We start from the raw sequence: 13543 nt of genomic DNA, 5'->3' as shown, positions 1-13543 counted from the left end.
CGGGCCAAGCGCCAGCTCCAAAGACCTGAAGACAGGAAAGCAACCCACCCCATGTCCGCAACCAGCCCGCACGCCGCGACGCAGCCCCTGACGATGTCGGGCGCCGAGGTCGTACTTCGTGCGCTGAAGGACCAGGGGGTCGAGGTCATCTTCGGCTATCCGGGCGGCGCCGTGCTGCCGATCTACGACGCGATCTTCCAGCAGAACGCCATCCGCCACATCCTGGTGCGGCACGAACAGGCCGCGGTGCATGCGGCGGAAGGCTATGCGCGCTCCACCGGCAAGGTCGGCTGCGTGCTGGTGACTTCCGGGCCCGGCGCCACCAATGCGGTGACCGGGCTGCTGGATGCGCTGATGGACAGCATCCCGCTGGTCTGCCTGACCGGCCAGGTGCCCACCCACCTGATCGGCAACGACGCCTTCCAGGAAGCCGACACCACCGGCATCACCCGCCCCGCCACCAAGCACAACTACCTGGTGAAGCGGTCGGAAGACGTGGCGCGCGTGGTGCATGAGGCCTTCCACGTCGCCCGCAGCGGCCGGCCCGGCCCGGTGGTGATCGACCTGCCGAAGGACATCCTGATCAACAAGGCGCCCTATGTGGAGGCGCCGCCCGCGACCCAGCCGCATCGCTCCTACCGCCCGGTGACCACGCCCGACATGGCGCAGATCCGCAAGGCGGTGGCGCTGATGAAGCAGGCGGAGCGGCCGGTGATCTATGCCGGCGGCGGCGTCATCAATTCCGGGCCCGAAGCCTCCCGCCTGCTGGGTGATTTCGCGCGGCTGACCGGCTTCCCGGTGACCAATACGCTGATGGGCCTCGGCGCCTTCCCGTCGCAGGACCCGCAGTTCCTCGGCATGCTCGGCATGCACGGGACCTACGAGGCCAATCTGGTCATGCATGGCTGCGACGTCATGCTGAACATGGGCGCGCGCTTCGATGACCGGGTGACCGGCAAGCTGTCCCACTTCGCGCCGACCGCGAAGAAGATCCACGCGGATATCGACCCGTCCTCGATCAACAAGAACGTCAAGGTGGACGTGCCGATCGTCGGCGATGCCGGGCAGATCCTGGCGGCGATGATCCAGGTCTGGAAGGAAGACAGCCAGCCGCCGATGCGCGAGGCGCTGTCCGCCTGGTGGCGCCAGATCGACGAGTGGCGTGGCAAGAACTGCCTGCAGTACGTCCAGCAGGGCAAGATCATCAAGCCGCAGCATGCGGTGAAGCGGCTGTACGAGATCACCCGCGAATCCGGGCGGGAGACCTTCATCACGACGGAGGTCGGCCAGCACCAGATGTGGGCCGCGCAGTATTTCGGCTTCGAGAAGCCGAACCGCTGGATGACCTCGGGCGGCCTCGGCACCATGGGCTACGGCCTGCCGGCGGCGATGGGCGTGCAGATCGCGCATCCCGATGCGCTGGTCATCGATATCGCCGGCGAAGCCAGCATCCTGATGAACATCCAGGAGATGGCGACGCTGTGCCAGTACCGCCTGCCCGTGAAGGTGTTCATCCTGAACAATGAATACATGGGCATGGTGCGGCAGTGGCAGGAGCTGCTGCATGGCGGCCGCTATTCCGAAAGCTACTCCGCCGCGCTGCCGGATTTCGTGAAGCTGGCCGAGAGCTTCCACGGCGTTGGCCTGCGGGCGACGGAGGAGAGCCAGCTGGATGATGTCATCCGCGAAATGCTGGCGACCGACCGGCCGGTGATCGCGGATATCTGCGTGGCGAAGGACGAAAACTGCTTCCCGATGATCCCCTCGGGGGCCGCGCATAACGAGATGATCCTGGGCCCGGGCCAGGAGGGTGGCGTCGCCGGCGTGACGGATGAGGGCAAGGTCCTGGTCTGAGCCACGCCTGCCCTTGTCCTTTCCTCCTGCGTGAAGTGCTGAACAACCATGGCTGATGATTCGGGACAATTCCGCTCCGCGACGATCGCGGTGCTGGTGGAGAATGAGGCCGGCGTGCTGGCGCGCGTCATCGGCCTGTTCTCTGGCCGCGGCTACAACATCGAGAGCCTGACCGTGGCGCCGGTGGATGAGGATCGGCGCCTGTCGCGGATCACCGTTGTCACCTCCGGCACGGAAATGGTGATCGAGCAGATCAAGGCGCAGCTCGACCGGCTGGTGCCGGTGCACAAGGTCTCCGACCTGTCGCTGGCCGGGCCGCACCTGGTTCGCGAATTGGCGCTGATCAAGGTCGTGGGGTCCGGCGACCATCGGGTGGAGGCGCTGCGCCTGGCGGATGCCTTCCGCGCCCGTGTGGTGGATGCGACGACGGAGAGCTTCGTCTTCGAGATGACGGGCAATGCCGAGAAGATCGACGCCTTCTGCGCGCTGATGCGGCCTATCGGGTTGGCGGAGGTCAGCCGCACCGGTGCCGTCGCCATCGTGCGGGGCAGCAGCGCGCTGACGGTCCAAAGCCACAACGGCTGAAACTTTGCTGGCCTCCCCGCCGTTCGCAGGGCGAACCGACTCCGGAGCCCACGCCATGCGCCTCTTAGCCTGCCAGAATTGCGGCAACCTGCTGCATTTCGAAAACACCGCCTGCGAGAAGTGCGGCCTGTCGCTGGGCTTCCTGCCGGAGGCCGGGCGGCTATCCGCCTTCGACGCGGATGGGCTGGCCATGCTGGACGGCAAGCCGAAGAAGCCCTGCGCCAATGTGGCGAAGGAGGCCTGCAACTGGTTCCTGCCGGAAGACGATGCCGAGGATTACTGCCCGGCCTGCCGGCTGAACTCCATGGTGCCGGATTTGTCGATGCCGGAGAACCTGCCGCTCTGGCGTCGGATGGAGATGGCCAAGCGCCGGCTGATCTACACGCTGGACCGCCTGCGCCTGCCGCATGAGGGGCCGGAACTGCGCTTCTCCTTTCTCGCCGACCTGGATGGCGAGCCGCCGACCATGACCGGCCATGACGAAGGCCACATCACCATCGCCCTCGCCGAGGCCGATGATGCGGAGCGGGAGGCGCGGCGCACCCGGCTGAACGAGCCTTTTCGGACATTGCTCGGCCATATGCGGCACGAGGTCGGCCATTGGTATTTTCTCGTGCTGGTGGAACGCGCCGGACGCACCGATGATTTTCGGGCGCTGTTCGGCGACGAGAGCCAGGACTACGCCGCGGCGCTGCAGGCGCATTACGCCAGGCCGCCGAACAATGACTGGCGCGGCGACTACATCTCGGCCTACGCCGCGGCGCATCCGCATGAGGATTGGGCGGAATGCTTCGCCCATTACCTGCACATGGTGGACAGCCTGGAGATGGCGACGAGCTTCGGCATGACGATCAACCCGGTGCTGGACCGGGACGGCGTGCTGGAGACGGAGCTGGATTTCAGCCCCTACCGCGCCGGCATGGAGGAGATCCTCAATGCCTGGACGCCGCTGACCATTGCCATGAATGCGATGAACCGCTGCATGGGCACGCCGGACCTGTATCCCTTCGTGCTCAGCGCGCCGGTGGCGCGCAAGCTTGGTTTCATCCACGAAGTGGTGCATCACCGCCCCGATCAGGGGCAATAGCGCCCCCAACGGGGCAACCGAAGGAAGCTGCGACGATGCGTGTGTATTATGACCGCGATGCGGATGTGAATCTGATCAAGGCCAAGAAGGTCGCGGTCATCGGCTTCGGCAGCCAGGGCCATGCCCATGCCCAGAACATGCGCGACAGCGGCGTGGCCGATGTGGTGATCGGCGCCCGCCAGGGCGGGTCCTGGAAGAAGGCGGAAGCCGCCGGCTTCAAGGTGATGACCCCGGCCGATGCGGCGAAGTGGGCCGATGTGGTCATGGTGCTGACCCCGGACGAGCTGCAGGGCGACCTGTACCGCGACCACCTGGACGCCAACATGAAGCCCGGCGCGGCGCTGGCTTTCGCGCACGGCCTGAACGTGCATTTCAACCTGCTCGACCCGCGCGCCGATATCGACGTGTTCATGATCGCGCCGAAGGGCCCGGGCCATACCGTGCGCGGCGAATACCAGAAGGGCGGCGGCGTGCCCTGCCTGGTGGCCGTGCACCAGAACCCCTCGGGCAATGCGCTGGAAATCGCGCTGTCCTACGCCTCCGCCATCGGTGGCGGCCGTTCCGGCGTGATCGAGACGACCTTCAAGGAGGAATGCGAGACCGACCTGTTCGGCGAGCAGGTGGTACTTTGCGGCGGCCTGGTCGAGCTGATCAAGGCGGGCTTCGAGACGCTGGTGGAAGCCGGCTATGCCCCCGAGATGGCCTATTTCGAGTGCCTGCACGAGGTGAAGCTGATCGTCGACCTCATCTATGAGGGCGGCATCGCCAATATGAACTACTCGATCAGCAACACCGCCGAATACGGCGAATACGTCACCGGCCCGCGCATCGTCACCTCCGAGACCAAGAAGGAGATGAAGCGGGTGCTGGAGGACATCCAGTCCGGCAAGTTTGCCCGGGATTGGATGCTGGAGAACAAGGTCAACCAGGCCTCCTTCAAGGCCACCCGCCGCCGCCTGGCCGAACACCCGATCGAGGAAGTCGGCGAGAAGCTGCGCGGCATGATGCCGTGGATCAAGACCAACCAGCTGGTCGACAAGGCCAAGAACTAAGCACGCGTCTCCCTCCCTCGCTCGCGCGGGGGAGTACGCCTCTTCCCCCTCTCCCGCTCTTGCGGGGGAGGGTCGGGGTGGGGGTTCCGCCCGCCATGCGCCACATCGCCTGCCTCCACACCGCCGCCTCAAATCTTTCGCTGTTCGACGCCGCCTGCCCCCCAGGCGTCACGCTGTCCCATACGATCCGCCCCGACCTCCTGGCCGAAGCCGAGGCCGCCGGCGGCCTCACCCCCGCCATTGCCGCCCGCACCGCCGCAGCCCTCGAAGCCCTGGCCGCGCCCGGCATCCAAGCCGTGCTGCTCACCTGCTCCACCCTCGGCCCCGCCCTGGCCCAGGCCCGCGCCGCCATCCCGCTGCTGCGTGCCGATGCCGCCCTGGCCGAGGCCGCGCGCCGTGCCGGCGGCCGGGTGGTCGCGCTCTGCGCCGTCGAGACCACCCTGGCGCCAATCGCCGCCCTGTTCGGCCCGGCCTGCGAGACTCGCCTGGTGCCCGGCGCCTGGGCCGCCTTCCGGGCCGGCGATGCCCACACCTATGCCCGGATGGTCGCCGCCGCCGCCGATGCGGCCTTCGCCGAGGGCGCCGGCTGCGTCGCGCTCGCCCAGGCCAGCATGGCGCCCGCCGCCGCGCTGTGCCGAAACGGCATCCCGCTGACCAGCCCTTCCGCCAGCCTCGCCGCGCTTGCGTGAGGCGCCGGCCGCGCCACATCGGCAGGGCACCCCGGAGCAACCCATGCGCAACCGCCTCGCCGCCGGCGCCACCGCCCTATTGCTCGGCGCCTGTTCGGTGGTGGGCGTGAGGTCGGGCACCGAAGAACCGCGCTTTGAGCTTCTGGAACAGGCCAATGGCCTGGAGATCCGCCGCTACGCCCCGCGCCTGGCGGCGGAGACGGAGGTGGCGGCGGATGAGACCGCCAGCCGCGAACAGGGTTTCCGCCTGCTCGCCGGCTACATCTTCGGCGGCAACCGCGGCAGCGCGCGCATCGCCATGACCGCCCCCGTGGCGCAGGAGCCGGTGCGGATCGCGATGACCGCGCCGGTCGCGCAATCCCCCACGGCCAGCGGCCACCGCGTCCGCTTTTTCCTGCCCGAATCGCTGCGTGACCCGCCGGTGCCGAATGACCCGCGCGTGCAGGTGGTGGAGGTGCCGGCGGAGACCTACGCCGTGCTGCGCTTCACCGGCAGCACCAGCCCGCAATCGGTGGCGGATGCCCAGGCACGGCTGCGCGCCGCACTGGGCGATACCGCCTGGCAGGCCAGCGGCCCCGCCACCGCCTGGTTCTACGACCCGCCCTGGACCATCCCGGCGCTGCGCCGGAACGAGGTCGCAGTACCGGTCACCCGGCGCTAGGCCGGTGGGCGCGGGACGATCAATCCCGGTCCCACTCCTCCCGTCATGCGCCACGATCGCGGGGCTTGACGCTGGGATGACCCCTGCGCCGTGTCGCCCGCCCTCGGGTCTGACGCTGCATCACGCAGATTCGTCCATTGCTGCGGCTATGGGCGTGCCGGTGCCAGGAGTGCCAGCAGATTGGTCTGGGCGACCTTATCCCGCACCGCCGGGCTCAGTTGCCGCAGGAAGGCCTGGACGCTGGCATACTTCATGGTGTCGCTTGCCATGCTCCGGTGGCTGGCATCCGTGCCGATGATGAAGCGATCGGGCTTCGCCTCGATCAGTTGCAGCCATTCCGGCCAGACGGCCGCACCATCCCGCAACAGGGTGTAGTCCGGAGAGCGCGGATGCCGTGGCCAGCTGCGCGCGCTGAGTTCGTAGATCAGGTTGCCATGCTGTTCGAGCATCCGGCGGGCCAGGAACAGGGGCGTGTAGCCGCCATGCGCCCAGATGATCGGAACGTCGGGATACTCTGCCAGCAGAGCCTGCATCTCCCGGAGCCGGGTGATTTCGACATGAAGCATCACCGGCACGCGGTAGCGGCGTGCCAGTTCGACGATGCCGCGCATGTTCGGTGAGGTCGGATCGTAATCCGCCTCGGGGAATCCCGGCGACGGAAAATGCACCGCCGAGATCTCGCCAATGCCCCGGAACCGGCCGGAGCCCAGCATCCGGTCCAGGCCGGTGAGCAGCGCTGGGTCCTGCCGGTCCCACGCCAGGCGGAATTCCTGACGCTCCGGGGAGACGCAGGCGAAGGCCAGGAAACGGTCGGGACGTCGCCGTGCCGCCGCCGCCACCGAATCATTGTCGCTGGCGCGGCCCCAGAAGATGATGGCGCGCGTCGCCCCGTGGCGCTCCATCAAATCAAGCTGCATGGCCTCGTCATTGAGATGCACATGCGCATCGAAGAAGGGCACGACTTCCTGCGATTGCGGCGCCTGTTGGGGCCGGCGCAGGGTTCGTGCCGGAAGCCGTTCGCCTGGAACGGCGTCCTGCGCCCTTGCTCCCTCGGCACAGGCGACGGTCAGCGCCGCGCCAAGGCAGGCGCGGCGGGAGAATGGGCTGCGTGTCGTCATCCTGGCGCACTCACCTGGACAGGGTCGGTTGCGACGCGGCGGGTGCCGCTCAGTCCCGCTCCCACTCCTCGCGGGTGATGCGGCCGGCCAGGTCGACATGGATCTCCACCCGTTCGTTGCGCGGGTTGAAGGCCTCGATCTCCCAGTGGCGGCGCTTGCGCTCCACATCGCCGCGGATGCGGTAGCCGGCGGCCTCCGCCACGCGGCGCGCCTCGGTCTCGTCGATGCCGCCCTGCTGCTGGCGCTCCTCGCGCCGCTCCCGCTGCTGGCGGCCCTCGAGGCGTTCCCGCGCCTCGCGGCCTTCGCGGCCGGCCCAGGGGGGGCTGCCCTCGGCGCGGCGGATGGTGATCTCCCGCCCATCCTCGCGGCGGATGGTGAAGGCGTCGAAGCTGCGGCCCTCCGGGCGGCCGGTCACACGCAGCCGCTCACCCTGGCGGATGTCGAGGCGGTGGTACCAATCCGGCCCGGCCTCCACCAGCACCCGGCCGGTGCCGTCCTGCAGCACGAAGCGGTTGCCGAAGACATCCGTCACCTCGCCCTCGATGGCGATGCCGCCGGGGGCGATGGCGCCGATCGGGGTCTGGGTGGCGGCGGGCGGCGTTGCGTTCTGGGTCGTCGCATTCTGGGCGAAGGCAGGGGCGGCCAGCGCGGTGGCGAGCGCCAGGCTCAGCGCGGCTCGGCGGAAATGGGTGGTCTGCATCGATGGCTCTCCTCTCGGTTGCCGCCGGATCGCGTTCCGGCATGGCCGCCTTCTCCCACACCACGCCTGAACCCAGCCGGAACCGCGCCGTTCAGGCTGGGTTCAGCCAGGGCCCTGCAGTAGAAGCCGCATGATGCGCCGCGCCGCCATCCTTCTCCTCCTGGCCCTGCCGCTCGCCGGCCCCGCCGGCCAGTCTCTGCTGCCGCTGCCGCGCGCGGTGGAGATCGTTGCCGAACGCTATCATGGCCGGATGATCGAGGCCCGCGTGGTGCCAGGGCTGGATGATGAGGAAACCTCCGTCGCCTATGAGCTGCGCTGGCTGACCCCGGCCAATGACGTGCTCCGCATTCGCATCTCCGCCACCGATGGCGGCATGCTGCTGGTGGAGGGCAGCGGCATGATCGCGGCGCGCAAATGAGGCTGCTGCTGGCCGAGGATGACGCGACGCTCGCCGCCCAGCTTCTGGCGGCGCTGCGCGCGGCGGGCTTCGCGGTGGACCACGCCGCGGATGGCGAGGAAGCGGCCTTCCTGGGTGCCGAAAACCCCTATGCCGCCGTGGTGCTGGATCTCGGCCTGCCGAAGCGGGACGGCATCGCAGTGCTGACCGGCTGGCGCGCGGCAGGGCTTTCCCTGCCGGTGCTGGTGCTGACGGCGCGGGAGGCCTGGGGCGACAAGGTGGCCGGCTTCCGCGCCGGCGCCGATGACTACCTGACGAAGCCCTTCCGGATGGAGGAGGTGGTACTGCGCCTGCGCGCGTTGATCCGCCGCGCCGCCGGCCATGCCGCCCCGGTGCTGGAATGCGGCCCGCTGGCGCATGATTCGCAGACCGGCGGCTTCACGCTGGATGGCCTGCCGCTGAAGCTGACTGCCTTCGAGGGCCGCATCCTGTCCTACCTGCTGCACCGCGCCGGTCGCGTCGTCAGCCGCACGGAATTGTCCGAGCAGATCTATGACGGCGACCAGGACCGCGACTTCAACGCGATGGAGGTGCTGGTCAGCCGCCTGCGCCGCAAGGTCGCCCCCTGCCGGATCGAGACGCTGCGCGGCCAGGGCTGGATGCTGGCCGCGCCGTGATCCGCCGCTCGCTTCGGCTGCGCCTGGCTCTGCTGGGTGCCGTCGCCATTCTGGCCGCGCTGGTCGGTGCCGGCTTCGCCATCGACCGGCTGCTGACCCGCGCGGTGGAACGCGGCTTCACCCAGCAGATGGACACCGCCCTGCTGGCGCTAATGGCGCGGGTGGAGGTGGAGGACAGCACCGGCCAGGTGATCCTGGAAGCGCCCCCCGCCGAGCCGCGCTTCGACCAGCCGCTGTCCGGCTGGTACTGGCAGGTGGCCTCGGGGGCGGAGGTGCTGCTGCGGTCCCGGTCGCTGTTCGACGCCGAGTTGCGCGGCACCAGCGGCCCGGGCGGGGAGGCGCTGCGCATCCTGCGGCGGGACTATACCACCCCCGGTTCGCCCGAATTGCTGACCGCGACGGTTGCCGTGCCGCAGGCGGAAATCGCGGCGGCGCGGGCGGAACTCACGCGGCCGCTGCTGGTCTCGCTCGCCGTGCTGGGCCTGGCGCTGCTGGCGGCGTCTTTGGTGCAGATCGGCTTCGGCCTGGCGCCGCTCGCCCGGCTGCAACGGGGGCTGGATGCGGTGCGGCGCGGCCAGCGTGCCCGCATGCCACAGGCGCCGCATGCGGAGGTGGCGCCGCTGGTCGCCAGCCTGAACGCGCTGCTGGACCACAAGGAGGCGATGCTGGACCGCGCCCGCCGCCATGCCGGCGACCTGGCGCATGCACTGCAGACGCCGCTCGCCGCGCTGCGGAACGCTTCGCAGGACCCGCAGGTGGCGGCATTGGTCGCGCGGATGGAGGGGCAGATCCGCCGCCACCTGAGCCGCGCCCGCGCCGCCGCCACCGCCGGCCTGCCCGGCGCCCGCTGCGCCGTGGCGCCGGTGCTGGAGGATCTGGCGATGGTGCTGCGCGCCGCGCATCGCGACCGCGACCTGCATCTGGAAATCGCGGCGGACGGTGCGCCCGATTTCGCCGGCGACCGCGGCGACCTGGAGGAGATGGCCGGCAACCTGATGGACAATGCCTGCAAATGGGCACGCCGGTCCGTGCGGGTGGAGGCACGGGCGGAGGGCGCCCGGCTGCTGATCCGCATCGCCGATGACGGGCCAGGCATGGACCCCGCCGCGCGCGACGCGGCGCTTGCCCGGGGCGGTCGGCTGGATGAGGCGGTGCCGGGGCATGGGCTGGGGCTGGCCATCGTGGCGGAGACGGCGGATCTCTATGGCGGGGCGCTGGCGCTGGAAGGGGAGGGGACGGGCCTGGTCGCGCTGCTGCGCCTACCCGCAGCCTCTTGACCATGGTGCGCCGCACAGCCGACCCTGCGCACATGACCAAGCTCGGCACCGAGACCGACTATCCCCGCGACTTCGCCGGCTATGGCGCCACCCCGCCCGACCCGCGCTGGCCGGGCGGCGCGAAGCTCGCGCTGTCCTTCGTGCTGAACTACGAGGAGGGCGGCGAGAATACCGTGCTCAACGGCGATGCGGGCAGCGAGCTGTACCTGCATGAAGTCCCCGGCGGCACGCCCATCATTGGCGAGCGCAACCGCACGGTGGAAAGCCAGTTCGACTATGGCGCGCGGGCCGGGGTGTGGCGGGTGCTGCGGCTGTTCCAGGAGCAGGGCTTTCCGCTGACGGTCTATGGCGTCGGCCGGGCGCTGGAGCTGAACCCGGACGCCGCCCGTGCCTTCGCCGAGGCGGGGCATGAGGTGGCAAGCCATGCCTGGCGCTGGATCGACTACCACAACATGGATGAGGCGACGGAAGCCGCCGAGATCGCCCGTTGCGTCGAGACCATCACCCGCCTGACCGGCACGCCGCCCGTGGGCTGGTACACCGGGCGGATCAGCCCGCGCACCCGCACCCTGGTCGCCCGCCATGGCGGCTTCCTGTACGACAGCGACGCCTATGACGACGACCTGCCGCATTACGTGACGGCGGAGGGCCGGCCCCACCTCGTCATCCCCTATACGCTCGACAACAACGACATGAAATTCGCCGTGCCGCCGGGCTTTGCCGGGCCGGACGGGTTCGAGCGCCATCTGACGGATGCCTTCGACCTGCTGCTGGCCGAGGGCAGGGCAGGGGCGCCCAAGATGATGTCGGTCGGGCTGCATTGCCGCATCGTCGGCCGCCCCGGCCGTGCCGCCGCGCTGCGCCGCTTCCTGGCGCATGTGGCGCGCCACAAGGATGAGGTCTGGGTGACGCGCCGCGCCGATATCGCGCGGCATTGGTGGAAGGAACACGCCCCCGCATGAGGCCCCTGGCTCTGCTCCTGGTCCTGCTGGCCGCCGGCTGCGCGACCGAACCCGCGACGGCCCCGTTGCCGCGCGGCGACCGCGCCTTGCCGCCGCCCGGCCTTTCCGAAGCCCCGGCCGGCGCCCGCTGCGCCGACCATGCGGCCGCGCTGCCGGCGCTGGTCGGTCGGCCGGAGGCCGAGGTGCGCGCCGCGCTCGCCGCGATGCCCGGCATCCGCACCATCCGCCTGCTGGCCCCGAACCAGCCCGCGACGCGGGATTACCGCCAGGACCGGGTGGGCGGCGTGGCCCGCGGCGGGGTGGTGGAGAGCCTGGCCTGCGGCTGAGGCGCCTCAATCCTCGACCAGCGCCACCCCCACCGCATGGTGGTCGCTGAAGCCATCGGCCTGGATGCCGCCGCGCAGGGCGGGCCGCAGGAAGGGCCGGGGGCGGCCGGTGACGCCGGGCGGCCGCAGGATGGACATCGGCCCGTCGAGCCGCAGGCCGGCGCTGCCGGTCACCAGAGCGCGGCCGGCCAGTATCTGGTCCAGCATATTGGGCTGGCCACCGTAGAAGTAGGTGCCCTCGCCGGACCCGGCCAGCGGCGCGGCCAGGTTCAGGAATCGCCGTACCACCCGCAGCGGCCCGCTGCCCGGCCGACCCGCCACCCTGTCCCGCGCATTGGTCGCCAGCGCGTAATGCACCAGGGACCGGTCGAAGGGTTCGTCGTTGAAGTCGCCCATGGCCAGCACGGCGATATCCTCGCCCTGTTCCTCATGGATGCGGGTGTGCCAATGGGCCAGCGTCTCCGCCGCCGTCATGCGGTAGGGCTCGCTCTCGAACTGCCCGCCGGAGCGGGAGGGCCAGTGATTGGCCAGCAGCACCAGGCTGCGGCCGGCGGCGGTGGCGAAGCCGGCCTGCAGGATGTCCCGCGTATAGGTGCGGCGCATGACGAAATGGGTGAAGACCTTCTTCCGGTCCACCTTGTAGCGGTCGCGGCGGTACAGGAAGGCCGTGTCGATGCCGCGGGCGTCCAGCCCCTCCGCATGCACGAAGCCCCATTTGCGGCTGCCCAGCTTCTGCACCAGGCGCTTCAGCACGCCGGCGCTCTCCACCTCGCAGACGCCGAGGATGCCGGGGCCGGCGCCGCCATCCATCGCGGCGATGGCCTGGGCGATCTGGCCCAGCTTCTGGTCCAGCACCGCCGCATCCCAGCCCTTGAGATCGGCGGCCAGGCGCCTGTCGAGGCCGCCGCTGCGCGGCGCGTCCTCGGTATCGAACAGGTTCTCCAGGTTCCAGAAGGCGATGAAGTGGCGGTCCGCCATGGCCGTCATCCGTCCCGATCGGTTCGCAGGATGCGCCAGGCGCCGGGCGGGCCGCCACTGGTTTCACATCCGCGACGACTGCAGGATCTCCGGATTCACCATCATCGAGGGATCGGCCCGCCCATCCAGAACGTCCAGGATGTTCTGGGCGGAGATGCGGGCCATGCGGCCCATCCCCTCCTCCGTGCTCGCCGCCGAATGCGGGCTGATTACAACGTTGGGGAGGGCCAGCAGCGGGTTGCCCGGGGTGGCGGGCTCCACCTCCAGCACATCGAGACCGGCGCCCATCAAATGGCCGGATTGCAGGGCGGCGACCAGGGCTTCCTGCTGCACCACAGGCCCGCGCGCGGTGTTCACCAGGATGGCGCCGGGCTTCATGGCGGCGAAGGCGGCCGGATTCATCAGGTGGTGCGTGGCGGGCGAGAGCGGGCAATGCAGCGTCACCACATCCGCCTCGCCCAGCGCCGCATGCAGGTCGCGCACGGCCCGGAAGCCGTCGGCGGCGATGCGGTGCGGGGAGAAGCCGGGATCCAGCACCGCCACATCCATGCGGAAGGCCTTCAGGTACTGCGCGACGCGGGTGCCGATGCGGCCATAGCCCACAACCAGGGCCCGCTTGCCGGCCAGGTCCACCATCCGCAGCCCACCCGGCGGCCACCAGCCGCCGCCGGCGACGTGGTTGTGGATATCCACCGCCCGCCGCGCCACCGCCAGCAGCAGCATCATGGCATGCTCGGCCACCGAGAGGTCGTTCGACCCATTGGCCACCATCACCGCCACGCCGCGTTCGGAACACGCCGGCACATCCACCGTGTCGTAGCCGACGCCGATGCGGGAGACGACGCGCAGCTGCTTCGCCGCGGCCAGGGCCGGGTGGTCCATCTTCTCCAGCCAGCACAGCGTGCCATGCGCATCGGCGATCGCCGCGTGCCACTCCGCCACGCCGGGATTGTCCAGCACCACAAGATCCAGCTCCGGCCGCGCGGCGAAGACCGCCATGCCGGCCTCCGGCAGCCTGCGGCCGAGCACCACCTTGAACGCCATTGCGCCTGTCCCCCCTTTTGAATCGTGCCCGCATGCTGGCAAGGCCCGACGCATCGCGCCAGCGCTTGCGGCCCAGGCCATGCCTCGCTATCGTCGCCACAGCCATGATGCCCCGCGCCGCCCGTATCGAGCTGTC

At 69.9% G+C, this 13543-nt stretch carries 15 protein-coding genes; 11 read left to right on the top strand and 4 right to left on the bottom strand.

The window, feature by feature from the left end; genetic code table 11:
* Positions 1–51 precede the first annotated feature (51 nt).
* The 6 genes from HB662_RS26475 (at position 52) to HB662_RS26450 (ending at position 5928) form a co-directional block, all read left to right on the top strand.
* A complete protein-coding gene (locus HB662_RS26475) occupies positions 52–1854 on the top strand; it encodes an acetolactate synthase 3 large subunit (protein ID WP_168054649.1) in 1803 nt (600 codons plus the stop codon).
* Between the two features lie 48 nt (positions 1855–1902).
* Positions 1903–2439, top strand: coding sequence for an acetolactate synthase small subunit (ilvN, locus tag HB662_RS26470; protein ID WP_168054647.1), 537 nt, complete (start codon positions 1903–1905; stop codon positions 2437–2439).
* Positions 2440–2494: 55 nt separating this feature from the next.
* On the top strand, positions 2495–3526 hold the full coding sequence (locus HB662_RS26465; RefSeq protein WP_168054645.1) for a zinc-binding metallopeptidase family protein: 1032 nt from the start codon (positions 2495–2497) through the stop codon (positions 3524–3526).
* Positions 3527–3561: 35 nt separating this feature from the next.
* Complete coding sequence (ilvC, locus tag HB662_RS26460) at positions 3562–4578, top strand: ketol-acid reductoisomerase (RefSeq protein ID WP_168054643.1); 1017 nt, start codon at positions 3562–3564, stop codon at positions 4576–4578.
* Between the two features lie 95 nt (positions 4579–4673).
* A complete protein-coding gene (locus HB662_RS26455; RefSeq protein ID WP_168054641.1) occupies positions 4674–5267 on the top strand; it encodes an Asp/Glu racemase in 594 nt (197 codons plus the stop codon).
* Positions 5268–5310: 43 nt separating this feature from the next.
* Complete coding sequence (locus HB662_RS26450; protein ID WP_168054639.1) at positions 5311–5928, top strand: SOUL family heme-binding protein; 618 nt, start codon at positions 5311–5313, stop codon at positions 5926–5928.
* A 146-nt stretch (positions 5929–6074) separates the two neighbouring features.
* Here the strand turns inward: HB662_RS26450 and HB662_RS26445 are convergent, their stop codons facing one another.
* Both HB662_RS26445 and HB662_RS26440 read right to left on the bottom strand, forming a co-directional pair.
* Entirely contained in the window at positions 6075–7046 is a 972-nt protein-coding gene (locus HB662_RS26445) for an amidohydrolase family protein (protein WP_168054637.1), read from the bottom strand.
* A 49-nt stretch (positions 7047–7095) separates the two neighbouring features.
* Positions 7096–7746 carry an OB-fold nucleic acid binding domain-containing protein gene (locus tag HB662_RS26440; RefSeq protein ID WP_168054635.1) on the bottom strand — a complete coding sequence of 217 codons (651 nt, stop codon included), beginning with the start codon at positions 7744–7746 and terminating at the stop codon, positions 7096–7098.
* Between the two features lie 130 nt (positions 7747–7876).
* Here HB662_RS26440 and HB662_RS26435 point away from each other — a divergent pair, with 130 nt between their 5' ends.
* Genes HB662_RS26435 through HB662_RS26415 form a run of 5 tightly spaced genes read left to right on the top strand, consistent with a single transcriptional unit; the run spans position 7877 to position 11385 of the window.
* Positions 7877–8164: a hypothetical protein gene (locus tag HB662_RS26435; RefSeq protein WP_168054633.1), complete on the top strand. Its 288-nt coding sequence runs from the start codon at positions 7877–7879 to the stop codon at positions 8162–8164.
* The gene (locus tag HB662_RS26430; protein ID WP_168054631.1) at positions 8161–8820 is read left to right on the top strand and encodes a response regulator transcription factor; all 660 of its coding nucleotides are present in this window, start codon (positions 8161–8163) and stop codon (positions 8818–8820) included. Before HB662_RS26435 ends, HB662_RS26430 begins: the two co-directional genes overlap by 4 nt.
* On the top strand, positions 8817–10097 hold the full coding sequence (locus tag HB662_RS30020) for an ATP-binding protein (protein WP_168054629.1): 1281 nt from the start codon (positions 8817–8819) through the stop codon (positions 10095–10097). Before HB662_RS26430 ends, HB662_RS30020 begins: the two co-directional genes overlap by 4 nt.
* A 32-nt stretch (positions 10098–10129) precedes the next feature.
* On the top strand, positions 10130–11059 hold the full coding sequence (gene puuE / locus HB662_RS26420; RefSeq protein ID WP_168054627.1) for an allantoinase PuuE: 930 nt from the start codon (positions 10130–10132) through the stop codon (positions 11057–11059).
* Positions 11056–11385 (top strand): hypothetical protein, encoded by a 330-nt coding sequence (locus HB662_RS26415; RefSeq protein ID WP_168054625.1) that lies wholly within the window; start codon positions 11056–11058, stop codon positions 11383–11385. Before puuE ends, HB662_RS26415 begins: the two co-directional genes overlap by 4 nt.
* A gap of 6 nt (positions 11386–11391) precedes the next feature.
* On the opposite strand, the gene HB662_RS26410 is transcribed toward HB662_RS26415, so the two are convergent.
* Positions 11392–12363, bottom strand: coding sequence for an endonuclease/exonuclease/phosphatase family protein (locus HB662_RS26410; protein ID WP_168054623.1), 972 nt, complete (start codon positions 12361–12363; stop codon positions 11392–11394).
* A gap of 63 nt (positions 12364–12426) precedes the next feature.
* Positions 12427–13407: an NAD(P)-dependent oxidoreductase gene (locus tag HB662_RS26405; RefSeq protein ID WP_168054621.1), complete on the bottom strand. Its 981-nt coding sequence runs from the start codon at positions 13405–13407 to the stop codon at positions 12427–12429.
* Between the last annotated feature and the right edge of the window lie 136 nt (positions 13408–13543).

Origin of the sequence: Falsiroseomonas frigidaquae (genome assembly GCF_012163145.1) — a bacterium.
Lineage (GTDB): Bacteria > Pseudomonadota > Alphaproteobacteria > Acetobacterales > Acetobacteraceae > Falsiroseomonas > Falsiroseomonas frigidaquae.
The sequence above is the reverse complement of the archived record's forward strand: the minus strand, read 5'-3'. Positions and strand labels throughout refer to the sequence as shown.